Genomic DNA, 26,500 nt, shown 5'->3' on the forward strand with positions numbered 1-26,500 from the left:
GAGAGGGTCAGGCCAGAATGCCCGTGCGGCCCGAACGGGCGCTGCCATCGGGCGCGGTGTCGGCCTTGGGCTGCGCCTGCGGGGCTGTTGGCTGATTTTCGGTGACAAAGGCGGACTGTTGGCGGGCTTGCTGGCCATTGGCCTGCCCTCCGCTCGCCTGTCCTCCGCTCTGACCGTTCGATGCCGGGTTGCCGAATTGGTCGGTATAGGGATTGGCGCTGTTGCCCTGACCTTGCTGGCCCGGCTGGCGGTTGTCCTGTGATGTGTCCGCTCCGGTCTGGGCGGCGGCGGGTTGCAACAGGCTGTGCGATGCCTGAAGTGCGGCCTGTGCCGCCGGGGCAAAGCCGGGGTCATTGCTGCTCATCGCGACCGAGAGGTTGTCGCCATCTTGGCGGATTTGCAAAGCGACACGGCCAAATTCGGCGTGTTGCACCGATGTTTGCACCCATTGGGCCGGTGCGCCGGAACGCAGCGCCGCACGGGTTTCGACCAGACGATCGACCAGAGCGCTCATGTCGCGCGACGTCTCGGCGCCTGTGGTCGCGTCCATTTGCGTCGATGCGGCAAGCGAAACATGGGAACTGGCGCTCAAATTGTCGCTGGCCGTCATAAAGGCTTCGCGCAGGATGGGGGCCGTGATCTCCGGCTGCACCGCCGGGGTCAGCGAGCTTGCGCCGCCCGGACGAATGGTGTCCGCATGGTCGGCGGATTGGGCCACAGGCTTTGCGGCCAACCGGGGATCTTTGGTTGCCAATGCGACACCCGACCGCTTTGTGGTGGCGGCATCGGTTGATGGCTGATCCGAAGCGGCGTTGGCGGCGGGGGCCGCCGATTTCATGGTCATGCCCGGCAACACAGGGGCGCCGATCCATGACGCGCTCGCGGTCGAGGTGGCGCTGTCCGTATCCGTTGTCGTCGAGGTCCGGCTGGCCATCGGCGCGTTTTTGCCCGCAACCGTGGTCATCGAGGTAGGGACGCCCTGATCGGCGGTCGTCGCCGATGGCGTCATGGCGCGCCCGGTGGTTTGCGAGGTGGTTTGCGCGGTGGCGATCACGGGTGCCGGTTGCGCGGCCATCATGCCGGCGGCATCGGGCGCTGGGGCAACCGGCTGATCGACGCTATCGGTAACGGCTTCATCGCCGTTGGTATCATTGGTTGCGTCGGTCTTGGCTTCGGCCGGCTCCTTGCTTTCCGCATTTTTCAGCGGGCGCAGCACGGCCAAAGCAGCGTTCACCGTCACCGCCTTTGTCGCGGTCATTTGCGGCGTCTCGATGGAAACAGGCGTCTGCTCCTCGGCCGGTTGCCCGCCATCATCCAGCGTCAGGCCGACCGGCAAGATCTTGCCGCCCACCGGCAAATTGCCGCTGAGGCCCCGCGCCGCAATGGTGGTCAAAACGGGGGCGGTTGCGGTGTCGGTGGATGTGTCATCGCCGGTCGAAACGGCGACACTGGGCATCACAATGGGTTGGGGCAAGGAGGCCGCCGCCGCAATTGGGCCGGCCTGCGTGTTCAACATCGCCTGAAATGCGTCGGGTTGCGGCGGGATGGTCGGATCAACGGCGGTTGCGGCCCCAATGGGGGTGCCAGTTCCGTTAGTCGCCGCGCCCTGAGCGCCCGTTTGCGCCGACACGCCGGTTCCGCCTACGGCAAGCAGCGTGGCCAAGGGGCTGGAACTGGCGTTCAAACTGGTGGCATCGGGCATGAAGCTGGGCTCCTTTTGGGCTTTGCAGTCTATTAAGCAACGGCCGTGCCAATTCAGCTTTTGGGCCTTAATCCTCGGAATCCCGACGTTTTGCCGCCTGCAATTGACCGGCCAATGCGGCATAGGATTGCCGGACGGAAATTTGCCGGGCCTGTGCTGCGGCGCGATCCTCGACGGCGGCGCGGCGACGTTCGGCCATGGCCAATTCCTGCTGGCGCTTGTCGGCAATGATCTGGGCGCGGTTGGCGTCGGCCTGGGTGGCGGCGCGAATGCCCTGCAAACCGGCGGCAAAGCGGTTCATCGACCGCAAAGCCGCGCCATCGGTGATGTCGGTGCGTGCGGCATAATCGGCGGCCAATTGCCCGGTCCGCTGGGCCAGTTGCGTCAATTGGGCATAGGTGCCTTCGGCGCGGGCGGCCTCGCTGGCGGCGGTCTGCTTGGCAATGGCGCGCACCCGCTCCAGCCTTTGCAACCGTTTCAGTTTGTCCCGCTCAGCCTTCATGGCCCAGCAAGGCGCCCAATTGGGCCACGGCCTGTTCCAGTGTGACGATGGTGCCGCCTTCCTGCGTCAGGAATTTGACCAAGGCCGGATGCATGGCGATGGCGCGGTCCAGTTGTGGATCGGCCCCGGCGCGATAGGCCCCCATCAACACCAGATCGCGGTTGGCCTCATAGGCGGCGACCAGAGCGCGGAAGGCGCGTGCAAGGCGTTGGTGGTCCTTGGACGTGATGTCGGTCATCACGCGGGACAGCGATGCGGCAATGTCGATGGCCGGATATTGCCCGCGCTGGGCCAGATCGCGCGACAGGACGATATGCCCGTCCAATATCGAGCGCGCCGTATCCACCACCGGATCATCCTGGGAATCGCCATCGGCCAGCACCGTATAAAGCCCGGTGATAGAGCCCTTGCTCTGCGCCGAATTGCCCGCGCGTTCGACCAGCTTGGTGATCGTGGCCAGCGCCGATGGCGGATAACCCCGCGCCGCGCCCGGTTCGCCCAGCAAGAGGCCAATCTCGCGCCCGGCATGGGCCACGCGGGTCAGAGAATCCATGATCAGCAGCACCTTGCGCCCCCGCGCACGGAAATATTCGGCCATGGATGTGGCCAGCATCGCCCCGCGAATGCGCAGGTTGGGCGCATGGTCGGCGGGCACGGCAATGACGACGGTGGAGGCGCGCTTGCTGCCCGCCATATGGCGTTCGACGAAATCGGACACTTCACGCGCGCGTTCGCCGATCAGGCCGACAATGACGATTTCTGCGCTGGCCCCATGGGCGATCATGTCCAGCAGCACCGATTTGCCGACACCCGATCCGGCCATGATGCCGATACGTTGCCCCACGCCAAAGGTGGTGATGGCGTTGAGCGCGCGCACGCCCGTATCGAAACTCTGGCGCACCGGGCTGCGGTCCAGCGCGCCTGCGCGCACGCCGCCGGCCGGCCACAGGGCGCGGGGGTGCAGCGGGCCAAGCCCGTCGATGGGTTTGCCTTCGCCATCGACGGCGCGGCCCAGAAAGACTTCGCCAACGGGCAACATGCCGGGCTTGCCCACCGGGCGCACCCGCGCACCGGGGCGCAGCAAAACCGTATCGCCCAGCAGCATCATCAGCGTCCGCCCATTGCGAAAACCGATGACTTCGGCGCTTAACGATTGTCCATTGCCATGGCTGATCCGGCACAGCGCGCCCACCGGAACCGACAGGCCCGCCACCTCCAGCAAGCCCCCGTCGCAAGCCGCCACCACGCCATAGCGTTGGGGCGTCAGGTCGATGGGGTCGGGGCTGCTGAGCAGGTCGTCGAAAATGCGCAGCATCAGTCGAGGCCCCCGATGTCGAGCGCGGCGATAATTGCGCGGCGCCATTGTTCGGGGCCGTCTTCTGCGCCGCCGGTCTCGATGCCGCCGCTGCGGCTTTCCACGCGGATTGCGCCGCGTTCCATCGTGGAATCACCCTGTACCTCCCAATCCTTGGGCAGGCGGGATTGGATCGCGCTCAAGTCTTCGGGGTGCATACGGATCACGCGGTCATCATCGGCGCGGTTGAACATGGCCGCGGCCCGTTCAACCCGGCGCATCAAGGCGTCCTTGTCCAAGGCCAGCGGGGCCAAGCAGCTTTCGCAAAGGGCGATCACCGTTTCCATCAATCGCTGGCGAAATTGTTCGGCCAATTGTCCGTCCAGACGGCGCAGCACGATTTCCATCTGGCCCCGCGTTTCATCGGCCATGGCGGCGGCCTGAATCGCGGCGGCATGGGCATCGGACCACCCGCGTGTATAGGCCTCGGACCGGGCGGTTTCGATGGGGTCGGGCTCCGGGCTGACCTCATCCTCGACCAAGACACCCAGCGTAGGTTCGGCCTCTGGCGGGGTGATGGGGGCAAAGCGCATCCGCATGACCGAGAGCGGGCCGGGCAATTCATCCTCCAGCCCGCGCAGCCCGGCAAAGCGCGCGTCGGGGGTGAAGCTGCCCCCGCCACCGGCCAAAATTCCCGCAAGATCAGCCATCAGACCGCACCCCTATACCCGGAGCCGTTACACATAATCGTCCTCGCCGCTGCCAAAGGAGATGACCCCTTCGGCGGCCAGACGGCGGGCGGCGGCGACGATCTGCTTTTGCGCCTCGACGCAATCGGCCATTTTCAGGCGGCCACGGCTGGCGATTTCATCCTTAACGCCATCGGCGGCGCGGCTGGACATGGCGGCGAAAAAGACGTCGCGCTGTTCCTCGGCAATGCCTTTCAGGGCGTTGATCAGAATGTCGCTTTCCACCTCGCGCAGCAGTGCGCCCATGGATTTGGGATCGAGTTCGAACAGATGCTCGAACTTGAACATTTCGTTTTCGATCGCGCGGGCCAATGCCTTGTCCATCTTGGTGATTTCGGGGATGACCCGCTTTTCCACCGTCTTGGCCGAATTGTTGATGATTTCGGCCGCGTTCTTGGCCCCGCCCATGGTGAGCGCGCCGCGACCGTGGAATTCCATGATCCGCCGGCTGAGCAATTCTTCCAGCATCAACAGGGCTTCGGGGCTGACCGGGCCCATCGTGGCGACGCGGTGGACCACCTGCGTCTGCTGATCGGGCGGCAGGGAATGCAGCACCTTGGCCGCAACGTCCGCCTCCAACTGGATCAACAGCACGGCAATCGCCTGAGGATGCTCCCCCTTGACCAGCGGCACGATGGCCTGCGGGTTAAGCCATTTGGTGATGGCCAGCGGGCTGGGCGGGGGGGCATCGGGGGCGATGCGCTCCATCAGATTGTCGGCCTTTACCGTGCCCACGGCGCGGCGCATCAGATTGTGCACACGGTCGGTGCGGCCCCATGCGTCAATGCCCAGTTTTTGCGTGCGCGCGGCAAAGCCATCGACCGCGCGGCAAATCGCCTCTGGCCCGATTTCGCCCAAGGCGCACATCTTCTGGCCCAGCAATTGCAATTCGGCGGGGCTCAATTGCCCCAACATGCGGCTGGCCTGATCCTCGTGCAGCAGCATGACCAGCACCGCGGCCGCTTCGGCGTCCGAGAGCGGCGGCGTGTCGATGCCAACGGCATTTTGCGTATCAATGGCGTTCATGTCGCTCATGGTGCTTGGGTCTCTTCATTCACGGGCTGCAACATCTGGCGCAGGGCAATCACCGCGCTGTCGGGCTTGGTTTCGACGATCTGTTGGGCAATTTCGACCTGGCGTTCGACCATCGCGGCATCGATTTCTTCCGGTTCGGATTCGTCGCGGATGCGGGGCGAAATGGCGGCCAGACCGGGCGGGTCGGCGGCGTCCATCTGCTCTCCGGCTACCTTGGCTTCTTCCTCGGCGGCGGCGCGCTCCTCGGCCTTTTGCTTGGCCAGCTTCTTGGCCTCCTTGGTCGAAAGCGGCTTTTGCTTGGGCTTGTCGCCGCGGATCGCCTTGATCAAAGGACGCACGCCCAACAACAACACCATCAGCGTGCCCAGCAGCATCGCGCCGTAATGCAGCGCGCGGGCAAACCATGGCGTTTCATAAAACGGCACGGCGGCGGGCGAGACTGGTTCAAAGCTGCGCACGACAACGGCCACTTGATCGCCCCGCGCCGGATTGGCGCCGACGGCGGCGGAAACCAGCGATTTGATCTGTTCGATATCGGCCTGTTTCACATTGGCCATCGCCTTGGATGACAGGGCGACCGCCACGGACAGGCGCTTGATCTGTCCCGGCCCGCGATTGGTCACGGCCACTTCGCGGCCCAGTTCGTAATTCTTGCTGGCGCTGGTTTCGGTGGCGGTGGGTGCGGCACTGGCCGCAGCGGTGGGCGTGCCTTGCGGCGCGCCGGGGCTGGGCTGGGTGACGGGGGGCGGCGTGTTCGATAAAGTGCCCGGCACGCCCGATGCCTGCGGCGAGGCGCTTTGCTGGCTCTGCTGGCTGGTTTCGCTGCGCACAACGCCTTGCTTGTCATAGGACTCGCGGGCGCTGGTCACCTGATCATTGTCCAGCTCGATCTGGACCTCGCTGGTGAAATTTTCGTCGCCCAACATCGGCGTCAGCAGCGCGGCCACCTGACCATGCAGCTTTTCCTCAAGGCGTGCCTGCATTTCCAGACGGTCGCTGTCCGCCCCGCCGCGATCGGTCAGCAGGCGGCCGCGTTGGTCCACCACCCGCACCGCATCGGGCGACAGGCCCGGCACCGAACCGGCCACCAGATTGACGACGGCGGACACCTGCTTGTCGGTCAATTGACGCCCATCGGCCAAACGCAGCATGACCGAGGCCGAAGGGGCGATCTGGTCGCGGACAAAGACCGATTTTTCGCCCTCGGCAATATGGACGCGCACCGACTGGACGCCATCGATCTCCTTGATCGAGAGCATCAGTTCATGTTCGCGCGCCGCGCGCAGGCGCTCGCCTTCCAGAGCGCGGCTGGCGCCCATGGGCAGCTTGTCCAGACTGTCGCTGGCCGTGTCGGGCATCGATAGCGTGCCATTCTGCGCCACGACCATGCGGGCCTTGTACAGATTGGCCTCGTCCACCGTCAGCGTGCCGGTGTTGCTGTCGATCGAATAGGGGATCTTGGCCTTGTCGAGCTGTTCCACCACATTGGCGCGTTCGCCATCGTCGAGATGCGAATAGAGGACGCGCTGCGGCGCCTGACCCAACATGCCCCATGCCAAGGCGCCCGCGCCCAGCAGCGAGAGACCGCCGAAATAGGGCAGGGCCTTCTTGACCGGTTCCTGGCCCAGGAAGGCGCGCGCGCGGGCCATCGGCGTTCCCGCATTGGGGTCGGTCAACGGCGTCAGGATCGATCCCATGGGCGGCGCCGGCAGGCCGCCTGTCTCTGTGGCCGGTACGAGATCAGCCATTTATCAGACCCCCATTTTCATGATGTCTTGATAGGCGGTCAAAAGCTTGTTGCGGACCTGAAGCGTCGCTTCAAAACCCACCGACGCCTCTTGCCGGGCCAACATGACCTTGGCGACATCCTGCGTCTGGCCGGTTTCATAGGCGGCGGTCAGTTGGTCGGCGCGTTGCTGGGTCGCGTTCACCGATTGCATGGCGTCATGCAATTTGTCGGTAAAGCTGCCCTGATTGCTGCCCGCCGATTGCACCGACTGGGTCTGCGGCGAATGAATCTGTTGCAGTATTTGTGATTTTTCGATGATCTGGGCGCGCAATTGCATGATCTCGCGCAGGCCCGAAGGCCCACCCCATGCACTGCCGCCAGATGCACCGATGCCCCCGATGCTGCTCATCTGCGGCCTCCGCCGACGGCGGCCACCGGCATCCCGGCTTCACGCAGGGACGCAAGCCGATAGCGCAAGGTGCGTTCCGAAATGCCCAACTGGCGCGCCGCGGCGATGCGGCTGCCCCCGCATGCGGCCAGTGTTTCAAGGATCGCCTTGGCCTCGCTCACCTGCACGATATTGGCCAGCTTGCGGCCCGCGTGCGATGCGGGGATGGCCGGTTCGGGCATGGTTTCGACGACGATGGCGGGTTCCTCGACCAGTTTGGCCACGGAATCAAAGCGGATATGTTCGGGGCGGATTTCTCCGCTGGCCTCGCCGCCCAGACCTTCGGCCAGCAGCAGCGCGCGGCGGATCACATTTTCCAGCTCGCGCACATTGCCGGGCCACCCGTGGGCGCGCAGCATGGCGATGGTTTCGGCGCCGATCCACGGCACCGGGCGATGGGCGGGCGTGTGGCGCAGCGCCAGCGCAAAGGCGAGCGGGGCGATGTCCTCCAGACGTTCCCGCAGCGGCTTGAGCGCGAGGGGGAAGACGTTGAGGCGATAGAACAGGTCGGCGCGGAAACGGCCCTCGGCCACTTCGGTCGGCAGGTCGCGGTTGGCCGCAGCAATGATGCGCACGTCAAAGCGTACCGGCTGGGTCGCGCCGATCGGCACCACTTCGCCTTCCTGCAAGGCGCGCAGCAATTTGGCCTGAAGCGCCAGCGGCATTTCGGCGATTTCGTCGAGCAGGAGCGTGCCGCCGTCTGCTGCGCGGAAAAAGCCTTCATTGGCGCTGGTCGCGCCGGTGAACGCGCCCTTGGTATGACCAAACAACAGCGCTTCGAGCATGGCTTCTGGCATGGCGGCACAGTTAACGGCGATAAAGGGTCCATTCTTGCGCGGACTGCTGTCATGGATGAACCGGCTGAGCACTTCCTTACCCGTGCCGGTCGGCCCACCGATCAGCACCGGAATATCGCTGAGCGCGAGCCGTTCGGCCAATGCAAGTACCGAGAGCGAGTCGGGATCAGCGGCCACCGGACCACCGCAAGTCGCGCTGGCGATCAACGCGGCCAGGGCGTCTTCACCTGCGGCATCCACATAGGAAAGGGCAAAGTGAGGTTTGCGCCCGCCACGCGGAACAGGCAGTCTTTCCAATTGGTTAAGTCGACCCTTCATCAGGCGGATCGTCGTACGATCATCACCAAGCACCGGGCTGCGACCATCGGCTGCGCCTTCAATCAGGCGCAGTCTGCAAGTGCTGCCCATCGTGGCGATCACCGCGCCGGCGCGTTGCACAAGCGGAGCGTGCCGCTGTGCCGTGCCTTGGGTGATTTCGATATGTTCCATTGTTTCCCAGTCCCGGATTTAACCATTCCCGATCTGGTTTTTCGCATTGTAACGTCAAAATCCGCCGTACTGAGATGGGGCGTACAATTCCCTATTTTAGGCAAATGAGATGAAATTTTTTCCTTGAAACCTTAGCGATTTGGTTGGTTAACAGAAAAAAATTTGTCATTTTGGCCTTAATAAAATTGCCCTCAAACCGTTACATGTGCGTGATGCGAGCGACGCGCGCGGACATGATTCGATCCCTTACTTGGGTCTGATTCTTCGCAGATGCAGCAAGTGAGTCGGCGCCTCGCTGAATTGGCCATGCGATCGGGCGGCGTTCCACACCCCAAAAACAAATTTTCGGCAAAGGGCTTAAAACCACCCGCAATTCGCCGCTCTAGTGGCTGGCAGCCAGTACGGGATGGACCGGCAGGCTGGCAACCTCGGGATATATCGGGAGTATACCATGACTGTCATCAACACCAACGTTAACGCCCTTCAGGCGACCAATGCTTCTAACTCGGCGGCCACCATGACCGCCAAGGCGATGACCCGCCTTTCGACGGGCGTCCGCATCAACTCGGCCGCAGACGATGCCGCCGGTCTGGCCATTTCGACCTCGATGACCAGCCAGATCAACGGTATGAACCAGGGCATCAAGAACGCCAATGACGGTATCTCGCTGGCGCAAACGGCTCAGGGTTCGCTGACCGAAGTGACCAACATGATGCAGCGCGTTCGTGAACTGGCCGTGCAGTCGTCGTCGGGCACCTATCAGGACACCGACCGCGAAGACATGCAGCAGGAAGTGGACTCGCTCAAGACCCAGATCACCAGCATTCTGGGCGATACCAAGTTCAACGGAAACGCGCTGTTCAACACAAGCGGCGCCGGTTCGGCCGCCACCACCACCTTTGACATCCAGGCCGGTGCGAACACCACCGACACGATCACGCTGACCTCGAACGGCATCGATTGGGACGCCGAAAGCGCCAACATCGACGTGACCTCGGCCGGTTCGGCATCGTCCACCATCGACACGATGGACACGCTGATCCGTCAGGTTTCGACCGCCGCCGCCGGTTTCGGCGCTGGTCAGAGCCAGTTGCAGTCGGCGGTCAACAACCTGACCAACAACGCCACCAACCTGTCGGCCGCACGCAGCCGCATCGAGGACACCGACTATTCGGCGGAATCGACCGCGATGGCCAAGGCCCAGATCCTGAGCCAGGCATCGACCGCCATGATTGCCCAGGCCAACCAGAGCCAGCAGAATGTTCTCTCGCTGCTCAAGTAAGCCAAAACCCGGTTAAGACACCGGCGCCCGGCGTTTCCCCCAAAGGGAAGCGCCGGGTTTGCCGCATTTCCCGTATATCCATTGTCCGGTCCATCAAAAAACGCCGCGTCCCGATGGGGGCGCGGCGTTTGAATATGGAAAAAACCTGTTGTTGGTTCAGCTTGCGCCCTGTTCTTTCCAAGTCACCGGACGAAATACGATCAACAACATCATCGGCGTGGCATCGCGCCGCGCGGGCGGGTTGATCAGCGCAAAGCCATGGGCCGATGTGCATTGCCACAGGTTGTTTGATCGTGCCTCGATCCCTTCGAGAACAGCGGTCATGGCGATTTCACGGGCGGCCGTATCATGCTTGTTATTCAGATGTTCGGCCTGGGGCAGGGCGGTGATGGAGCTGACCTCCACCCAATCGAACAGCGCGCCGAACTGGATCGCGGCCGTATAGCGGCAATCGGCGATGGGGATGCATAATGTGTGATAGCCATTATGCGTGGGCAACGCGTTGAAACGGGTTTCAACCACTTCGCGCCCATTGCTGTAAATCGTGGGAACCAGAAATCCGCCCTCGGCGATAAAGTCGCTGACGTTGAGTGACATGCCAAAGCGGCTGGTGGCCAGATAGGCAAGGCGCGTGGCCATGCCTTCATCCGACAATTCGGCGGGCAGGAACATGCGCCGCGCGCCCTTCAAATAAAACAACCCCTGTTGCCGCAGTCCCTTTTGCGCATGGCCTTTGCTGAACAAGGCAATGGTTTCGTCAGTGCCCAGATTGACGTCATGTTCGAATGTTTCAAACACGTTCAATTCATAAGGCATGGGCAGGAACATCAACCGCATCATCGTGGCGGCATTGCTGCGCCGCCAGTGTTCGGCATCCATCGCGGCATTGTTGCGCACGCGGATCACGGCGGCGGGCTGGGTTTCGGCAAAATGCAGACAGCCCTGCTGGGTCGCCTCGCGGATGGCGCTTTGGGCCTGTTTGATGTCGTTGGACCGGCGCACCGGATCGCCGCGTTCGGTGTAATCGATGACCGAACCTTGGGTGTTAGTGCAAAGCTGTTCGAATACGGCCACATGACTGGACATCGCGCTCAACGCCTGATGGTCATAATGCCGCCCGTCAAAATAGCCGGCCTTGTCCAACCCGCTCACCTCAATCTCGCGCAGCAGCAGGTATCGGCCCGCGACATGGGCGTTAAAGGCATTGGCCAACAAGCCGTCGATGCGGTTTTGGACCGAGCCATTATAGCCAAGGTCAACCAGCATCAGCACATCGCCGGGTTTGGGCTGGGCGGCGGCGCGGACATGGGCGATCATCCGGTCGGCCATGCGGCGCGCGGCCTTGTGAATGAAACGACGGATTTCCCGACGCAGCAACAGGGCGTGCAGCGCCTGCGTCCCCGCGCCCTTGTCCGCAATCGCGGCCAGTTTTTTGACCTCGGCGGGCGGGCACTGCAATTGCTGGGCAATCACCGCCGGATCGGTGCCCCGCATATCCTCGACATAGGCGTCGATAGCCTCGTCCGTGGTAAAGGTCGCGGCCGTGGCGGTAAAGCGGCTGATCTCGATGGCATGGGCGCTGGTCTGGCCCGCGCCATGGCGCTGTTGATGGACCAGCATCGGCAAATGCCCGTCGCGCATCAGGAACAGCCAGTGGACGGCTCCACCATGCTTTTGCGCCAGCGCCTGTGCCTCGTCGGTCAACCATCGGTCATAGCCGGTGAAGATCGGCCCCAGCACGGCATAGCCGAAATGCTGCGCCGTATCGGTCAATTGCGGGGTCCATTGCGCCAAAGCTGCGCGGTGGGGCTGGGGGGCGCTCAACGCATCCATGTCCTTGGCCAACAAAGTGTCGAGGCAGGCCTCAAGCCGCAATTGCCGCTCGATCTCGCTGTGGAATTGTTTGAGATGCACCGCATTCACCCCCAGCGGCGCGACGCCTTTGACGTCCGCGTTCAGATTGTCGCCAATATGCAGGATCGCGCCCGGTTCGACGCCCAGTTCGGGCAGAACATGGCGGTACAGCCCCCGCGCCTTGGGCAGGCGCCAATGCGAGGACACAAACACACGGTCGATCATGGCCGACAATTCCGTACCACCCGCCCGCGCAATCAATTCGCGCAGCATGTCGCCGTCCAGATAGGTGTCCGACACGATCACCACCTGCATCCCGCGCGCCTTGGCCCGGCGGATCAATTCGACGGTGGGGGCAAAGGCATAGCAATGGGTGGCTTCGGCATCCAATTCGGCCCGGATTGCCGCCTGACGCATATCGGGCGAGGCGTTGGGCATCAGCTTGTCATAGATCTCGCCTATGGTGATGTCTTCGCCATGGGCCATCAGGCGGGCGCCGCGACGGGCCATTTCCTCGGCTTTGGCGCGTTGTGATCCGGCCATGCCGGGCAAGGCTTCGAAAATGTCGACGGGGCGGTTGCTGTCGCGCCAGATCAGCGTGTCGAAACAGTCCAGACTGAGCACTTGCACCAGCGGATAGTCATCCAGCACATCGGGCAATTCATGGGGCAGGATTTCGGTACGCGCGCTGGCCCTGACCAGTTCGGGGACCAGTTCGGGGGCCAGCGTTGCATGATCGATTGGCGCAGACATTACACGGCTCCATGGCTGACGGAGCCGCGCAAAACGCCCGTAAAGACGCCCGACCTTGCCCCGTTCCTGTCTTGCCAAGAAGTAAACGGGCGGGGTGAAAGACTCGTCGTTGGGCTATCCTGTGGATTTACTTAGTTGAGCAGGATCGACATGCGGCGGTTGCGTGCGTCATTGGGGTTGTCCGCGATCAAAGGCTCGCGGTCGGCGACGCCTTCGATCCGACGAAACCGTGTTTCGCCAATGCCATCGCGCATCAACGCCTGTCGCGTCGCTTCGGCACGGCCTGCGGACAGCGACCAGTTGTTGATCGTGTCGCTGCGTTTCCACTTCAACCCGTCGGTATGGCCGCGAATCGTCAATCCGCCTTCTTCATCCTTCAAAACCTGACCAATGGCATGCAGCAATTGCACCGCATCGGGAGTAAGGATCGTCGTGCCCAATTGGAACATCGAGAAATCGGCGTCATCGACCAGATCGAGACGGATGCCTTCGGGCGTGGCGGTGACCTTCAACGTGCGGGCCAGTTTCTTCAGCTTTTCCGTCGCCGACAGCTTTTGCTGCAACTTTTGGGTGACCGAGGCCACGCGCTTGATCTTGGTGCCGCCTTCCTTTGGCCCGCCGGTCGTGTCGCGCGGGATGGTCATGGCGCGGGTGCCGGTCTGACCCTGACGGTGGGGGTAATCGTCCACGTCGGTCAAGGAACTGCCGTGCAGAAGCCCGTTCGAACCGGCGCTGCCCTGACGGGTCTTGATCATGGTGGGGGTGAAATAGTCGGCAATACCCTTGCGCTGTTTTTCCGTGGTCGCGCCCAGCAGCCACATCAACAGAAAGAACGCCATCATCGCCGTCACAAAGTCGGCATAGGCCACTTTCCACGCGCCGCCATGGTGGCCGGCGGCCACGATGTTGATCTTCTTGACGATGATCGGGGCGGGGATTTCATTTTTGCCGGGCTTTTTGGGCGGGGCCATATGTCTATCCCCCCGTTATCGGCCGCGCAGCGCGTCGAGCAGTTCCGAAAGGCCGGGGCGGTAATCATGCGAAAGACCCGAACGCGCGCTTTCCACCACCAGCGGTTGCGGCCAGCCATGCAGCGAGGCGATGATCACCTGTTTGACGCAGTTGAAGATCTGCGCATCGGCCTCGTTCACCTGTTGCAGGCGTCCGGCCATCGGGCCGACGATGCCATAGGCCATCATCACGCCCATGAACGTCCCCACCAGCGCCGAACCGATCATCGCGCCCAGAACCGTCGGCGGCTTGTCGATCGAGCCCATGGTTTTGACCACGCCCAGAACCGCCGCCACAATACCCAGCGCGGGCAGAGCGTCGCCCAGCCCCTGAATGGCGTGTTGGGGGTGTTCAAGGGCGGTCATGTGGGTCTTGATGGCATTGTCCATCACATCCTCAACCGCATGAACCTCCAGCGTGCCGGACGACACCACGATCAGGGTCAGCGTGTCACAGATCAGATCGGTCAATTCATGATTGGCCAGAAGGCGCGGATATTCGGCAAAGATGGCCGAGCTTTTGGGGTCCTGCACATGGCTTTCCATCGCCACCGGGCCTTCGGTGCGCAACAGTTTCATCAGCTTGGTGGTCAGGGCGATGACGTCAATATGGTCCTGCTTGTTATGGCGCGGACCTTTGAACACTTTACCAAAACCCGCGCCCAAGGCTTTCAAACCATGCATGTCATTGCCGATGATCAACGCCGCAATGCCCGCCCCGCCAATGGTCGCCACTTCGTGCGGGATGGCCTCGAAAACCGGGCCAAGCGCGCCGCCGGTCATGGCGAAAACGCCAAAGACCGCAGCAAAGAGAACGACGAGGCCAATAACGGGAAACATGGTTAACGTCCTTTGCGGGGCAAAGCCTGGCCAGCATTATTGGGCATGGCGAGGCAATTGATCATGCAGGTCAATCAGTTCAGCATCGAGAAGAGCGAAAGATTGGCAACTTTGACAAAGCTGGCCTGAGCCGCTTCAAGAACGGTCATCTGCTGGCTGAGTTTAGCGATCGTGGCGGTTAAATCGGTGCCGCCGACATCGGCTTCGCGATTGGCGCGCTGGGTGGCGGCCTGTGTCTGGATATTGGACGTGGTGTTGATCCAGTCGAGCCGCGCGCCCACCACGGTCTGGCTGGCCGACACCGATTGGGTGGCCGCGCCCAGATCATCGAGCGCCGCATTGGCCGTTGCAATCGCGGCCGCGCTCGACGTGGGGTTCTGCAATGCATCGGCCAGCGTCTTGACCATCGTCAGCATGTTTTTCGACACGCCTTTTGATTGGAAATCCATGAATTCCGGCCCGGTCACCCCGGTCGTCACCGACAGGCCCGGCCCCAGCGAGATGGTCGAGGCCGTGGCCGTGCCATTATAGGTGACGGCGCCGGTGCTGGAATCAACCGTATAGGCCGTGCCCGTACCCTGACCGCCGAACAGAGGGTTGCCGCTTGAATCCTTGGTGTTGGCCAGGCTGATCAGGCTGTTGTAAAAGGCGCCGATCTGTTGGCCGATCGAGGCGCGCTGGCTGTCGTTGAAGGTGGAGGAGGCCGCCTGCGTCGTCAGCGAGGTGATTTGCGACAGGATGTCGGTGATGCTGGAGAGCGTATCGTCGGTTTGGGTCAATTGCGTCTTGGCGGCGCTGGAATTGGCCTTGTCGGCGGTGGCCAGCGTGTCGGCGGCCTGAAGCGCGCGCATTTGCGCGGCGGCCAAAGGGTTGTCGCGCGAATTCTGGATCATATTGCCGGTGCTGATCTGCGTTTGCAGCTTTTCGGTCTGTTTGCGCAGGTTCGTCATCGACGAGATGGCGTTCTGATAAAAGGCGCTGGTGCTGACATTGGTCATGGTGCTTGGCCTTTCCGTTACAGATTCAGCAGCTGGTCAAAGAGGGTCGAGGCTATCTGGATAACCTTGCTCGAAGCCTGATAGGCCTGTTGGTATCTTATCAGAGCCGCCGCCTCGGTATCGAGATCGACGCCCGATGCCGCAGCCAGCGATGTCTTGGCATTGCTGGCAATGGTGTCGAGCGCGTCGCGCATGGTCGTGTTGCTGGCAACCGCGCTGGACAGGCCAAAGAGATAGTCGTTCATCTGGCCAGAGACATTGGCGCTGTCGAGCGCGCCGATCATGGCGTTAAGGTTGGTGCCATTCTGGCTGCTGGCCGATGAACCGGCCGATGCTGCGGCCAATTGATTGGGGCTGGTCAACACCATCGCCATATTGGCCGCGCCCGTGCCCGAAAACATTGCCGATCCGGTGGCCCCGGTCAGGTCAACGCCATTGGCCTGTGCATCATTGATGGTGGTCATCATCGAATTGGCGATTGTGTCCAGATTGGCCTTGGCCGTGACGCCCGCGCTGATGACCTGTTGCTGTCCGGCCAGTGATCCGCCCGTCGGCGTGAAGGCATTGGCGCCCACGGCAAAGCTGATGTTGCCATCGGTGCCGGTGGTCATCGACAGGCTGTTTGCCGTGCCATGATCGACCAGCGTCGAGGCCGGGCTGCCCGGCAATGTGACGGTGACGGTGTTGTCATCGTTGAACGTGGTGTTGATATTCGTCAGCGCGCTCATCTGTTGCAGGATCGTGTCGCGTTGGTCGAGCAGGCCCGCGCTGTTGTTGGCAGGGTCCGTGTCGCCGGAAATTCGCTTGTTGAGCGTGGCCAGGCTTGAGGCCAGATCGTTAAGTTCACTGACCCCGGAGGATGCTTCGCTCTGCGCGCCGGTGACGGCCGAGTTCAGCCCGGCATTGGCCGCATTAAAGCTTTGCGCCATGGTGCGCGCGGCTTCGACGACATTGGCGCGCAGCGACGAATTGGCCGGGCTGGACGTCATTTGCGACAGCGCCGACTGGAAATTCGTGATGGCGGTAAAGACGCTGGAATTGTCCGCCGTGTCGGACAGATTGGTCAACCCATCGACCAGTGTATCGGCGCGCGCGGCGTCTGATGTGGTGCGGCGCACCTCCGATTGGGAAAAGGCCGAGACATTGCGCGTGATCCCGCTGACGCGCACGCCCAACTGGGTCACTTCGCCATAGCTGGCGCGCAGATTGTTGGCCGATTGCTCGGTCAGGGCTACGCTGCGCCGGACATAGCCATCGGTGCCGGCATTGGCGATGTTCTGGGAAGTCACTTCCAATGCGGCGCGGGCGGCTTTCAGCCCGGTGGACGCAATGGCGATCATGTTCGCACTCATCGGCTCAATCTCCGCTGGTGGCGCCGGTCTGGCGAGCCAATTGGGCCTCGATCATCTTGGCAAAGCCCAAAGTGCCTCGCTGCGACATCGTGTCGGCCAGTTTGCTGTCTTGCATCTCGCGAAAGGTCTTGGTGCCTTCGTTGCTGAAAAGCGTGTTTCCGAAATCAACCTTGCGGGATTCGGCCAGCATTTGTCGCAGCAACAGGGCTTCGAATTTCTGGGCCGCTTCGTGGATCTGCGCCTTGGTCGGCTGGGCCGGTGCGGATTGATCCAGAGAAGCGCCGATGCCGGTGGTGGTGGGGGCGGCGCCCGATGATATGGTGTTGTCGCTCATATGATCACCATCTCGGCCTTGAGAGCGCCAGCTTCCTTCAACGCTTCCAAAATGGCCACAAGGTCCGACGGCGTGACGCCCAGAAGATTGAGCGCATCGACGATCTTGGACAAGGACGCGCCGTTTTTCAGCAGCGCGATACGGGCCTTTTCTTCTTCGGCGGTGATGTTGCTGCTGGGCGTGACGGCGGTGCGGCCATTGGAAAAGGGCGCGGGCTGGGTCACGCGGGCTTTTTCATCGATCCGCACGGTCAATTTGCCATGGCTGACCGCGGCGGGTGACAGGCGCACCGCGCTGTTGATGACCACGGTGCCGGTGCGGCTGTTGACGATGACCTTGGCGGCGGCTTCGGCAGGCGTGATGTCGATCATCTCGATCGCGGCCATCAGCGAAGACCGCGTATCGGCACCATCGGGCATGCGCAGCGCGACCGTGACCGCGTCCTCGGCACTGGCCATGCCGGGATAGCGCAGGTTGATCGCATCGCGCACCCGCTGGGCCGTCAGGAAATCGGCATTGTTGAGGTTGTAGCGCAGCACGGGCGCCCTTTCGAAGCCGGTGTTGACCGCGCGTTCGACCGTGGCTCCTTCGGCAATGCGCCCGGTGGTGGGGATGTTGACCGAAACCTGCGACCCGTCACGCGCCGCAACGCCAAGGCCCCCCACGGCCAGATTGCCCTGCGCCATCGCATAGATCTGTCCGTCGGCGCCATAGAGCGGGGTCAGGATCAGCGCGCCGCCGCGCAGCGACTTGGCCTTGCCGATGGCCGAAACGGTGATGTCGATCCTCTGGCCCGGCTTGGAAAAGGCGGGCAGGTCGGCCGTCACCATCACGGCGGCGGCATTTTTCAGCCCCGGATTGATGCCGGTGGGCAATTGCAGGCCCATGCGGCCCGAAACGCCCTTCATCGCCTGGGTCGTGTAATCCAGCGTATCATCGCCCGTGCCGTCCAGACCCACCACGATGCCATAGCCGGTCAATTGGTTCGAGCGGACGCCGGAAAAGGTGCCGATGTCGCGCACGCGTTCGGCATGAGCCACGGGTGCCATCATGGTGGAGGCAAGGGCCACAAGGGCGGCGAGGAAGGAGGGGATACGCATGGGCGTCCTTAGAACGGGCTGATGAAGCTGAAGAATTTCGACAGCCAGCCTTCGCGCGCGCTTTGCGCCACCGAGCCATCGCCTGCATATTCGATCCGCGCATCGGCCACCTGGGCCGACAGGATCTGGTTGGCCGCATCGACATCGGCCAGGCGCACGATGCCAGAAAACTGGATCCACTCCTTGCCCTGTGCCAGCAGCATGCGCTTTTCTCCTCGCACCAATGCGGTGCCGTTGGGTCGAACCTCGGCAATGGTCACAGAGATCATCCCGTTGAAGGAATTGGTCTGTGTCGCATTGCCCTGACCATTGAACGACCCGGAGGACGAAGCATTAAGGGGCGTCGAGGTCATTGAGAGCGGACCAAGCGTGGGTGCGGCAATATTGGCGCTGCCGGTGCGCTGGGTCTTGTTGGTGCTGGTCTTGGCGGTGGACGTACTTTCCGACAGGATGATGGTCAGAACGTCGCCCACCCGCTGTGCCCGCGCGCCCGACACCAGCGGCGCGTAACCGGCCGCGGCAATGAAGATCGCGCCTTCGGTCGGGGCCGAGGCGGGCGGCACGGGCAGGGCGGCATCGAAACCGCGCGCCGGACGCCGACCCGCTTGTGCCGGAGAGGCCAGGACAAGCGCGGCGATCAGCGCCAGCGGCAGAGAGCGGTTGATCATGGATTGTCTCACAGCGTCTGATTGGCGTTCTTGAGCATTTCATCGACCGCTGAGACCATCTTGGAATTGATCTCATAGGCGCGCTGACACTCGATCATGTCGACCAGTTCGGTCACGATGTTGACGTTCGAACCTTCGAGATAGCCCTGCGAAATATCGCCGCGCCCGTTCGTGCCTGCCGCGCCGATCTGGGCCGGGCCGCTGGCCAGCGTTTCGGAATAGAGGTTGTCGCTGGCAGCCTGAAGCGCGGCGGGGTTGGCAAAGCTGGCGATGGTCAGCTGTCCCACCTGTGTTGCCGCCGTCGCGCCGGGCAGCAGCGCCGACACCGTACCATCCTTGGCAATGGTGATCGAAGTGGCGCCTTGGGGAATGGTGATGGCCGGTTGCACAACGTAGCCTTGCGATGTCACCAATTGCCCTTCGGCCGACATGCTGAAATTGCCCGCGCGCGTATAGGACAATTGCCCCGAAGGCAGCAGGATCTGGAAATAGCCATTGCCCGAAATGGCCAGATCCAGCGCGTTGGAGGTTGAATTGAGCGTGCCTTGCGCATCGACGCGCGTGGTCGATTGGACGCCGACACCCGTGCCAAGGTTGAGGCCCGTGGCAAAATTGGTCTGGGTCGAGGATGCCTGACCCGCCACGCGCATGTCCTGATAGGCGAGCGTGGCGAAATTGGCGCGGTCGCGCTTAAAGGCCGTCGTGCTGACATTGGCCAGATTGTTGGCGATGACCCGCATGCGGGTGTCCTGGGCGTCCAGACCTGTGCGGGCGACTTGAAGTGCATTGGAAGGCATCGGGCGTTTCCTTTTTCAGGGAATGGTTTACGAACTGGACAGGCGCAGCAGCGACGTGCCGGACTGATCGACCTCCTTGGCCGTGGCGATCACTTTGGTGCGGATGTCGTAAAGGCGCTGGGCCTGGATCATCTGGGTCAGGACTTCGGACGGGTTGACGTTCGATTGTTCCAGACTTTCGGGCACCAGCTTGGCATTTTCATCCTGTGGCAGGACGCCCCCGCCCACCACACGAAACAGGCCATCCAGACTTTTGGCGATAGTTGAACCGGCCGGGCTGGCCAATTTGATCCGGTCGGCCGCGATGGGCGGCTGGCCGGGGTTTTCGACATTGGCGACAAGGATCATGCCATCCGGGCCGATGGACACCTGTGCGTCCAGAGGCAAAGTGATGGGCCCGCCATTGCCGATCACCGGACGGCCATCACCATTTTCCAGAACGCCCGTGGGCGAAATGGTCAGATCGCCGCGCCTTGTATAGCTTTCCGTGCCATCGATCGATTGCACAGCCATCATGGCGTCGCCCAACATGGATACGTCCAGCTTGCGCCCGGTATGGGTGATGTTGCCGGCTGACATGTCAGCGCTTTTCACTTCGCCTTCGGCCATGGCGCGTGCTTCCAGCGCCGGTCCCTTTAACGTGATCGGCGTGGTAAAGAGCTTTTCGGCCTTGAAGCCGATGGTGCTGGTATTGGCCATGTTCGATGCGATGACGCGTTCGCGGATCATCGAATCCGACATGCCCGAAACCGCCGTATAGATCAGCCGGTCCATCCCATTGCCTCTCTATGTTTAGCTGGTGCGCAGGTTCATGATGGTCTGCGAAATCTGGGTGAACGTGTCGATCGCCTTGGAATTGGCCTGAAAATAGCGCTGCGCATCGATCAGCGAGACCATTTCACTGGCCAGATCGACGTTCGACATTTCCAGCGTGCCCGACATCAGCGCGCCCCAGCCACCGGTGTTGGGTTGACCGATGTTGGCCGTGCCCGAAAGGCCGGTTGATGACCACACCGAGTTGCCTTCCTGTTTCAGGCCATTGTTGTTGGTAAAGGTGGCAAGGCCGATAATGCCGACATATTCGGTCGAGCCGTCATTATAGGAAGCAATCACCTGACCCGAATTCGAAACCGTCAGACCTGTATATTCAGCGCCGGTGGCGTTGGTGGCGGGAATGACGCAATCCGACAGAGTTGTCGACGTAGGCGCGCCGGTTGAATCGGCCGTGTAGACCTGAAGCCGGTTGCCCTGGTCGGTTTTGACATAACCGCTGTCGTCCACGGTGAACGCGCCCGCGCGTGTATAGCCCACATCACCCGAAAGCGGGTTGGCCACGACAAAGAACCCGTCGCCATTGATGGCCAGATCCAGCGCGTTGCCTGTCTGGGTCATCGAACCGAGTGAAAACTGCTGTTTCACCGCCGACAGGCGCGAGCCGATGCCGATGGTCAGGCTGGGGTCGGTCAGGATCGAGGACGAGATGATGTCGGCAAAGGAGGTCGTGCTCTTCTTGAAGCCGACCGTGCTGGAGTTGGCGATATTGTGCGAGAGAACATCCAGTTCCGACTGGGCGTTCTTCAGGCCGGTAAGGCTGGTGTAAAAGGACATGATGGGCTCCTAGCGATGGAGAAAAAGGGGATCAGGCCGTGGTCGAGGAACCATTGGCGGCCTGTTGTGCGGCCAGAATGGAATCGAGTTTCGATGAGATCGCGTTGAGCGACGTGCCCAGCGAGGTCAGATTGTCGAGCGAGCCGAGCTTGGTCGCCATGGAATTGGCCGTCTTGTTCAGTTCCGAAATGCCCGACAGGGTCGAAAACTGGGCCATCTGGGCGATCATCTGGCTGTTGTCGGTCGGTTCGGTCGGATCCTGATTGGTCAGCTGTGCGGTCAGCATGCTGATGTAATCCTCAAAACCAAGCGAGGACGCGCCATTGGTGGCAATGCCTTTTTCGTTTGTGCCGGACGTTCCGGACGAACTGGTGGCAGATACTGTGGTCATCACTTCATCCTTATGGTGTCGAGCATGAGCTGCTTGGCGGTGGAAAGGGTTTCGACGAGGTTTTGGTACTGGCGCGAGGAATCGAGCATCTCGACCATCTCGGCGCTTTCATCGACGGGCGCGGCCCACACATCGCCGTTTTCATCGGCCAGAGGGTTGCCCGGATCATGTTGACGCACCGGCGTCGAATTGGCCCGAACGATGCCCGACACGTTGACCGTGGCAAGGCCGGTGTTCTTGTCCATCTGTGTGGCAAAAACCGCCTTGATCGGGCGATAGGCATCGGCTTCCTTGCTGGCCACGGCGCTGGCATTGGCCAGGTTCGATGCGGCGGTGTTCATCCGCACCTGCTGGGCCGACATGGCCCGGCCCGCGACAGAGAAGATGTTGAGGTCGTTTCCGGCCATCCTTATTCTCCCTTGATCGCGCGTTTGACGGTGTCGACCTTGCCCGCGATGATCGACAAGGTTGAAGAATAGCCCACCGCGTTCTGGGAAAAGGCGACCTGTTCGTTGCCCATTTCGACCGTGTTGCCATCCAGACTGGGCATTACCGGCACGCGATATTGCGCGGCGGCGGCGGTGGCCTGTTCGGTACTGGCGCCCTTGATCCGGGCCTGCAGCGCGGCGTTGAAATCAATGTCGCGGGCCTTGTAATTGGGGGTCGCGGCATTGGCGATGTTGCTGGTGATCAGCCCCATGCGTTGGGACCGCAATTCCAGCGCCATGCCATGGACGCCGAACAGTCCGGTATTGCTGGCTGGATCGCTCATCAAATGGCTCCACGGGTTGAATCGGGTTTGAAACATTTGCCCGATGCACAGGCACGGGCTCAGGCCGGTAGTTCAGCAAAGAGCGTGCCAATTCCCGGCTGCCGCCTTGAATCGCGCCATGTCCATCGGGGCGGAAATTGCCGCCGTCATGCCGGGCGGCAAGAGATTGCCGGTTGGCGGCAAATGATGGCCGCGGGGTGAAATCCTGCCGCACCGCGCCGTTCTTTTGGTGCGAGCCAAAGGATCGAATGACTGATGGACCTATCCGCGCTGTTTGATGGCACCACGTTGGGCATCGTTGTGGGCGGCACATTGCTGGCCACGGTGCTGCGCTGTGGACGAAAGGATGTGCGCGATACCGTCCATACCGTGCTGCGCCGCATCTTTGCCCCGCCGCGATTTGATCCCGATGCGGTGCGTTCCGGCCTTGCCCGCGCGGCCCAGGATTTTCAACGCAATGGCCCCCTTCGCGCCAATCCGCGCAGCACCGGGGATGGTGAATTTGACGATGCGCTGCATGCGCTTTTGACCCATCGCTCGATTGCCCGCTTTGATGAAGCACTGGCGCAGGCGCGGGAAAAGCGGCTTGGCCCGGTGGAGGCCGCGATCCGCACGCTGGTTCAGGCGACCGAACTGGCGCCGATCTTTGGATTGGCCGGGACGTTGATTTCCCTGTCGCAAATGCCAGCGCAAGGGGTGGATCGGTCGGCCTATCTCACGGCCATCGGCATGGCGGTCCATGCCACGCTCTATGGTCTGGTGCTGGCCAATCTGCTGCTTGCCCCCTTGGCGCGGGTGGTCGAACGCCATGCGCGTCAAGAAGAAGAAGCGCGGGCGAAACTGGCGCGCTGGTTCGGTTCGGAAATTGCCCCGACCATGATGCCCAAACATGACGGGGTGCATCCGCATGAAGCGCGTGTCCATCACCATCCCGTTGTTGCCGCATGATTTCCCTGCGTTCAGACACCGATGCGGGTGAACGCCCCGGCGACCGATTGCGTTCGGGACAGGCCTTTGTTGCCCGGTCACCAGTCGGCTGGCAAACGATGCTGGCCGATCTGTCGCTGATCCTGTTCATGGTGACGGCCGCCGCTATGGCCGAAGTGCCTGATACAAAAACACATTCCAAAGCCGCGCAAAACCCTGATCCCGCCCCGCCCGCCATCAGCGAGCCTTCTGCCATCTGGCGCCCGGCGCCCGATGCACCGCCGCTGGGACAATGGCTGGCCGAACAACAGGTGGATCATCGCCAATTGCTGTCGATCACCCTGCGTTATCCGCCCGCCGCACAGGGCGAGGCGCTTCGCCTGGCCGCGCAATTGACGGCGGCGGCCGGGGCGCGGGGCGCGCGGGCGCGGATCGTGATCGAGCCTGTCGCCACCGCCACGGACATCGATGCGGTGGCGGCGCTGGCATATGACAAGGGGCCGGCGTAAACACTGTGTGGATCGGCCCCGCATCTGGCACGGGAATTGCTTTTTCATTCTTGTAACAGGCGCGCGCCACTGTCCCGCGCCGCAAGGATGGTTATGTTTAAACAGCCTCTCACCCCATTTACTCTGCGCATGATTGTGCTGGCTGCTGGCCTTTCATGGCTTGGCGCTGACCCGGCCCTTGCCGCCAACCCTTTCACCGACCTTGTCGCCATTGACCGCGAAGTGGCTGAATTTACGGGCAAGACAATCGGGCAGACCGGCGGGGCCATGATGCCGGTGGATCGCCGCCTGCGGCTCAACGCCTGTATGTCGCCTTTGGCGCTCAGCTGGCGGACGAACCGGCGCGATGCCGTATTGGTCCAATGTCCCGATCCGGGCAGCTGGCGGATCTTTGTGCCGGTGCGTGCAGGCGAAAACGCGCCATCGGCCATCGCGCGCGGCGAATCTGTCACCATTGCCGTGGTCGGCGACGGCTTTGCCGTTTCCCAACCGGGCGAGGCGCTGGACGCCGGGGCGGTGGGCGATTGGATCCGCGTGCGCACATTGCGGACCGGCAACAACTATTCCCAGAATGAGGCCGTTCGTGGCCGAATTACCCGCCCAGGAGAAGTGCAGGTGGAATTGCATGAATGATTATGCCCCGCCGCCTGACGCGATGCGCCAAAGGATTGGCCGGGGAAAAGAGCCTTTTAAGCGCTTTTTCACCTTTGATGGATAATGACCTTTGCCATCCTTGGGGGCGTTCTGTCCCGACCCGGCAAGATTTAGCAATTTTTTGCCGCCCACCCTTAAAACCGGCAAAGGCCATCCGTTCTTGACCTTGTTAGAAGCAAGGAGCGGTACAATGGCCAGCATTGGTTCCGGCCCTGGCATTAGTTCTGGGCCAAAAATTCAAGTCAGTGCGGTGCGCCCCGTCGGCACCTCGTCGGGTAATGCCGAACAGACCGTCGGCGCATCCACCACCACGGCCAGCCAAAGCGCACCCGTGGTCAGCACCACCGCGCTCAACGCGGGTGAAGCACCGGTGGACACCGATCGTGTCGCCTCGATCCGCAAGGCCATCGAGGACGGCAATTATCCAATCATTCCCACCAAGATCAGCGACGCCATGATCGCCGCTGGCATGATGTTGCGAGTTTGATGATGACCAAGGCTTCTTCGTCTTTCGACCTGCGTGATACGTTGCGGCAAATGGTTGCCGTCCTGCAAGAAGAGCGGCAGGCTTTGGCCGGGCTCGATCTGGACGCGATCGTGGGGACGACATCGGCCAAGAGCGAGATCTGCGACGTGATCGATCTGGCCAATGTGACGGCGATTGACGATGAATGCCGGGGCCTGCTCGAAGCGGCCAAGAAGATGAATGAGGTCAATCGTCAGGTTCGCAACCTGATTGCCGCCAATGTGGCGGCGCGGCTTGACGCCTATACCGGCGGCGCATCGGTGTACCGCCCGCGCGGCGCCAATCCGCCCGCCTATGCCTATGCCGCGGTAAGAGGGTAGGCCGTGCGCCGCCACGGCTTGCGCTGGCAAGGCTGTGGCGGAACCTGTTTGCGCGCTGCGCATTTGGCACGGCTTTTGCTGATTAACTCCCGAACCTTTTTCTTTGGGAGTTTGGCGTGAGCCAGCCGGATCTTTCGTCCCTTTCATGGGCATTCAACCAAGACAAAACCCATGGTGCCACCGGCCAGCAGGCGGGCGGCAATGTCCGCGCCGCCATTGCGCGGGCCGCCGGGGCGACCGGGGTGGACTTCTCCTATCTGGCGGCGCAAGCGCGGCTGGAATCGGGGCTTAACCCGGCCGCCCGCAATGGCGCGTCCAGCGCTTCGGGCCTTTACCAATTCACCAATGGCACATGGCTTCAAACGCTGCAAAAGCATGGCGATATGCTGGGGCTGGGCAACGCGGGGGCGGCTCTCAACGATCCGGCGCAACGGATGGCCTTGCTGGGTCTGCGCGGTGATCCGCATGCCTCCGCGATGATGGCGGCCAGTCTGGCCAGCGACAATGCCGATGCTTTGACCGCCGTTCTGGGCCGCGCGCCGGACGCCAGCGAGCTTTACACCGCGCATTTCCTGGGCGCGGATGGCGCGGCCAAATTCCTGTCTGCCCTGTCCACCAATCCCGACCAAAGCGCGGCGGGCCTTTTGCCCCGCGCGGCGGCGGCAAACCGTTCGATTTTTTACGACGATGCCGGAAACCCGCGCAGCGTTGGCGCGGTCATGGCCCTGATCCGGGGCCGGATGGAAAGTGCGCTGGCCGCCGAAGGGATCAGCGCCGATGCCATGGCCGCAGGCGGCATGGGGTGGAGCATGCAGAGTGATTTGATGCCCGACTATAGCTCGGCGCAGACTATACCCGTGGCTCCGGCGCCCACCGGCGGGCCATTGGCGCAGGAATTTGCCGCAACGGCGGCGGCTGCGGCCCCATCAACATCGCGGTCCATGGCCGATACGTTGCAATCGACCTTTGGCCTTGGGTCGGAAAATGGCGCCACCCCTGAATTCGTGCGCAACGCCTATGGGCGGCTGCGCTCGTTCGGCATGTGACGGGGGCGGGGTTG

At 62.4% G+C, this 26,500-nt stretch carries 30 protein-coding genes; 7 read left to right on the forward strand and 23 right to left on the reverse strand.

The features are described 5' to 3' along the window. Positions 1–7: 7 nt before the first annotated feature. The 8 genes from ACZ9HU_RS01540 to ACZ9HU_RS01575 all read right to left on the reverse strand — a co-directional run bounded on the left by ACZ9HU_RS01540 (position 8) and on the right by ACZ9HU_RS01575 (position 8,745). The gene (locus ACZ9HU_RS01540; protein WP_476101501.1) at positions 8–1,702 is read right to left on the reverse strand and encodes a hypothetical protein; all 1,695 of its coding nucleotides are present in this window, start codon (positions 1,700–1,702) and stop codon (positions 8–10) included. A 67-nt stretch (positions 1,703–1,769) separates the two neighbouring features. After that, positions 1,770–2,204, reverse strand: a complete 435-nt coding sequence (locus ACZ9HU_RS01545) for a hypothetical protein (RefSeq protein ID WP_476101503.1) — start codon at positions 2,202–2,204, stop codon at positions 1,770–1,772. Then, entirely contained in the window at positions 2,194–3,519 is a 1,326-nt protein-coding gene (locus ACZ9HU_RS01550) for a FliI/YscN family ATPase (protein ID WP_476101505.1), read from the reverse strand. Before ACZ9HU_RS01550 ends, ACZ9HU_RS01545 begins: the two co-directional genes overlap by 11 nt. After that, positions 3,519–4,208, reverse strand: a complete 690-nt coding sequence (locus tag ACZ9HU_RS01555; protein ID WP_476101507.1) for a FliH/SctL family protein — start codon at positions 4,206–4,208, stop codon at positions 3,519–3,521. The genes ACZ9HU_RS01550 and ACZ9HU_RS01555 overlap by 1 nt, the downstream gene beginning before the upstream one ends. Before the next feature lie 27 nt (positions 4,209–4,235). After that, entirely contained in the window at positions 4,236–5,282 is a 1,047-nt protein-coding gene (locus ACZ9HU_RS01560; protein WP_476101509.1) for a flagellar motor switch protein FliG, read from the reverse strand. Continuing rightward, complete coding sequence (fliF, locus tag ACZ9HU_RS01565) at positions 5,279–7,030, reverse strand: flagellar basal-body MS-ring/collar protein FliF (protein ID WP_476101511.1); 1,752 nt, start codon at positions 7,028–7,030, stop codon at positions 5,279–5,281. The genes ACZ9HU_RS01560 and fliF overlap by 4 nt, the downstream gene beginning before the upstream one ends. A gap of 3 nt (positions 7,031–7,033) precedes the next feature. After that, entirely contained in the window at positions 7,034–7,420 is a 387-nt protein-coding gene (fliE, locus tag ACZ9HU_RS01570) for a flagellar hook-basal body complex protein FliE (RefSeq protein WP_476101513.1), read from the reverse strand. Beyond that, positions 7,417–8,745: a sigma-54 interaction domain-containing protein gene (locus ACZ9HU_RS01575; protein WP_476101515.1), complete on the reverse strand. Its 1,329-nt coding sequence runs from the start codon at positions 8,743–8,745 to the stop codon at positions 7,417–7,419. The genes fliE and ACZ9HU_RS01575 overlap by 4 nt, the downstream gene beginning before the upstream one ends. 451 nt (positions 8,746–9,196) lie before the next feature. On the opposite strand from ACZ9HU_RS01575, the gene ACZ9HU_RS01580 reads away from it, so the two are divergent. Next, complete coding sequence (locus ACZ9HU_RS01580; protein WP_476101517.1) at positions 9,197–10,027, forward strand: flagellin N-terminal helical domain-containing protein; 831 nt, start codon at positions 9,197–9,199, stop codon at positions 10,025–10,027. A gap of 156 nt (positions 10,028–10,183) precedes the next feature. Here the strand turns inward: ACZ9HU_RS01580 and ACZ9HU_RS01585 are convergent, their stop codons facing one another. From ACZ9HU_RS01585 to flgB, 14 genes are all read right to left on the reverse strand, one after another. Beyond that, positions 10,184–12,634, reverse strand: a complete 2,451-nt coding sequence (locus ACZ9HU_RS01585) for an HAD family hydrolase (protein ID WP_476101519.1) — start codon at positions 12,632–12,634, stop codon at positions 10,184–10,186. Positions 12,635–12,765: 131 nt separating this feature from the next. Continuing rightward, the gene (locus ACZ9HU_RS01590; RefSeq protein ID WP_476101521.1) at positions 12,766–13,605 is read right to left on the reverse strand and encodes a flagellar motor protein MotB; all 840 of its coding nucleotides are present in this window, start codon (positions 13,603–13,605) and stop codon (positions 12,766–12,768) included. Between the two features lie 15 nt (positions 13,606–13,620). Beyond that, positions 13,621–14,484, reverse strand: a complete 864-nt coding sequence (motA, locus tag ACZ9HU_RS01595) for a flagellar motor stator protein MotA (protein WP_476101523.1) — start codon at positions 14,482–14,484, stop codon at positions 13,621–13,623. A 74-nt stretch (positions 14,485–14,558) separates the two neighbouring features. Next, a complete protein-coding gene (gene flgL, locus ACZ9HU_RS01600) occupies positions 14,559–15,482 on the reverse strand; it encodes a flagellar hook-associated protein FlgL (protein WP_476101525.1) in 924 nt (307 codons plus the stop codon). Between the two features lie 17 nt (positions 15,483–15,499). After that, the gene (flgK, locus tag ACZ9HU_RS01605; protein WP_476101527.1) at positions 15,500–16,834 is read right to left on the reverse strand and encodes a flagellar hook-associated protein FlgK; all 1,335 of its coding nucleotides are present in this window, start codon (positions 16,832–16,834) and stop codon (positions 15,500–15,502) included. 4 nt (positions 16,835–16,838) lie between these two features. Next, positions 16,839–17,168, reverse strand: coding sequence for a rod-binding protein (locus ACZ9HU_RS01610; RefSeq protein WP_476101529.1), 330 nt, complete (start codon positions 17,166–17,168; stop codon positions 16,839–16,841). Further along, the gene (locus ACZ9HU_RS01615) at positions 17,165–18,268 is read right to left on the reverse strand and encodes a flagellar basal body P-ring protein FlgI (RefSeq protein ID WP_476101531.1); all 1,104 of its coding nucleotides are present in this window, start codon (positions 18,266–18,268) and stop codon (positions 17,165–17,167) included. The genes ACZ9HU_RS01610 and ACZ9HU_RS01615 overlap by 4 nt, the downstream gene beginning before the upstream one ends. Positions 18,269–18,276: 8 nt before the next feature. Continuing rightward, positions 18,277–18,936 carry a flagellar basal body L-ring protein FlgH gene (locus tag ACZ9HU_RS01620; protein ID WP_476101533.1) on the reverse strand — a complete coding sequence of 220 codons (660 nt, stop codon included), beginning with the start codon at positions 18,934–18,936 and terminating at the stop codon, positions 18,277–18,279. A gap of 8 nt (positions 18,937–18,944) precedes the next feature. Beyond that, on the reverse strand, positions 18,945–19,733 hold the full coding sequence (gene flgG, locus ACZ9HU_RS01625; protein ID WP_476101535.1) for a flagellar basal-body rod protein FlgG: 789 nt from the start codon (positions 19,731–19,733) through the stop codon (positions 18,945–18,947). Between the two features lie 27 nt (positions 19,734–19,760). After that, positions 19,761–20,507, reverse strand: coding sequence for a flagellar basal body rod protein FlgF (locus ACZ9HU_RS01630; protein ID WP_476101537.1), 747 nt, complete (start codon positions 20,505–20,507; stop codon positions 19,761–19,763). A gap of 18 nt (positions 20,508–20,525) precedes the next feature. Next, positions 20,526–21,341, reverse strand: a complete 816-nt coding sequence (locus ACZ9HU_RS01635; protein WP_476101539.1) for a flagellar hook-basal body protein — start codon at positions 21,339–21,341, stop codon at positions 20,526–20,528. Positions 21,342–21,372: 31 nt separating this feature from the next. Continuing rightward, positions 21,373–21,732: a flagellar hook assembly protein FlgD gene (locus ACZ9HU_RS01640; protein ID WP_476101541.1), complete on the reverse strand. Its 360-nt coding sequence runs from the start codon at positions 21,730–21,732 to the stop codon at positions 21,373–21,375. Beyond that, positions 21,732–22,139, reverse strand: a complete 408-nt coding sequence (gene flgC / locus ACZ9HU_RS01645) for a flagellar basal body rod protein FlgC (protein ID WP_476101544.1) — start codon at positions 22,137–22,139, stop codon at positions 21,732–21,734. Before flgC ends, ACZ9HU_RS01640 begins: the two co-directional genes overlap by 1 nt. Positions 22,140–22,141: 2 nt before the next feature. Beyond that, positions 22,142–22,504, reverse strand: coding sequence for a flagellar basal body rod protein FlgB (gene flgB, locus ACZ9HU_RS01650; RefSeq protein ID WP_476101546.1), 363 nt, complete (start codon positions 22,502–22,504; stop codon positions 22,142–22,144). A gap of 255 nt (positions 22,505–22,759) precedes the next feature. Here flgB and ACZ9HU_RS01655 point away from each other — a divergent pair, with 255 nt between their 5' ends. From ACZ9HU_RS01655 to ACZ9HU_RS01665, 3 genes are all read left to right on the forward strand, one after another. Continuing rightward, complete coding sequence (locus ACZ9HU_RS01655; RefSeq protein WP_476101549.1) at positions 22,760–23,452, forward strand: MotA/TolQ/ExbB proton channel family protein; 693 nt, start codon at positions 22,760–22,762, stop codon at positions 23,450–23,452. Next, positions 23,449–23,940 carry a hypothetical protein gene (locus ACZ9HU_RS01660; protein ID WP_476101552.1) on the forward strand — a complete coding sequence of 164 codons (492 nt, stop codon included), beginning with the start codon at positions 23,449–23,451 and terminating at the stop codon, positions 23,938–23,940. Before ACZ9HU_RS01655 ends, ACZ9HU_RS01660 begins: the two co-directional genes overlap by 4 nt. A 93-nt stretch (positions 23,941–24,033) precedes the next feature. Continuing rightward, positions 24,034–24,573 carry a flagella basal body P-ring formation protein FlgA gene (locus ACZ9HU_RS01665; protein ID WP_476101555.1) on the forward strand — a complete coding sequence of 180 codons (540 nt, stop codon included), beginning with the start codon at positions 24,034–24,036 and terminating at the stop codon, positions 24,571–24,573. On the opposite strand, the gene ACZ9HU_RS01670 is transcribed toward ACZ9HU_RS01665, so the two are convergent. Beyond that, positions 24,574–24,795 (reverse strand): hypothetical protein, encoded by a 222-nt coding sequence (locus tag ACZ9HU_RS01670; RefSeq protein WP_476101557.1) that lies wholly within the window; start codon positions 24,793–24,795, stop codon positions 24,574–24,576. Between ACZ9HU_RS01670 and flgM the strand changes: the two genes are divergently transcribed. The 3 genes from flgM (at position 24,785) to ACZ9HU_RS01685 (ending at position 26,486) form a co-directional block, all read left to right on the forward strand. Next, a complete protein-coding gene (flgM, locus tag ACZ9HU_RS01675; RefSeq protein WP_476101559.1) occupies positions 24,785–25,081 on the forward strand; it encodes a flagellar biosynthesis anti-sigma factor FlgM in 297 nt (98 codons plus the stop codon). The genes ACZ9HU_RS01670 and flgM overlap by 11 nt on opposite strands. Next, entirely contained in the window at positions 25,081–25,440 is a 360-nt protein-coding gene (locus ACZ9HU_RS01680; RefSeq protein ID WP_476101561.1) for a flagellar protein FlgN, read from the forward strand. Before flgM ends, ACZ9HU_RS01680 begins: the two co-directional genes overlap by 1 nt. 116 nt (positions 25,441–25,556) lie before the next feature. Beyond that, positions 25,557–26,486, forward strand: a complete 930-nt coding sequence (locus ACZ9HU_RS01685) for a transglycosylase SLT domain-containing protein (protein WP_476101563.1) — start codon at positions 25,557–25,559, stop codon at positions 26,484–26,486. Positions 26,487–26,500: the final 14 nt, after the last annotated feature.

This window comes from Novosphingobium sp. Sphag1I (assembly GCF_056279125.1).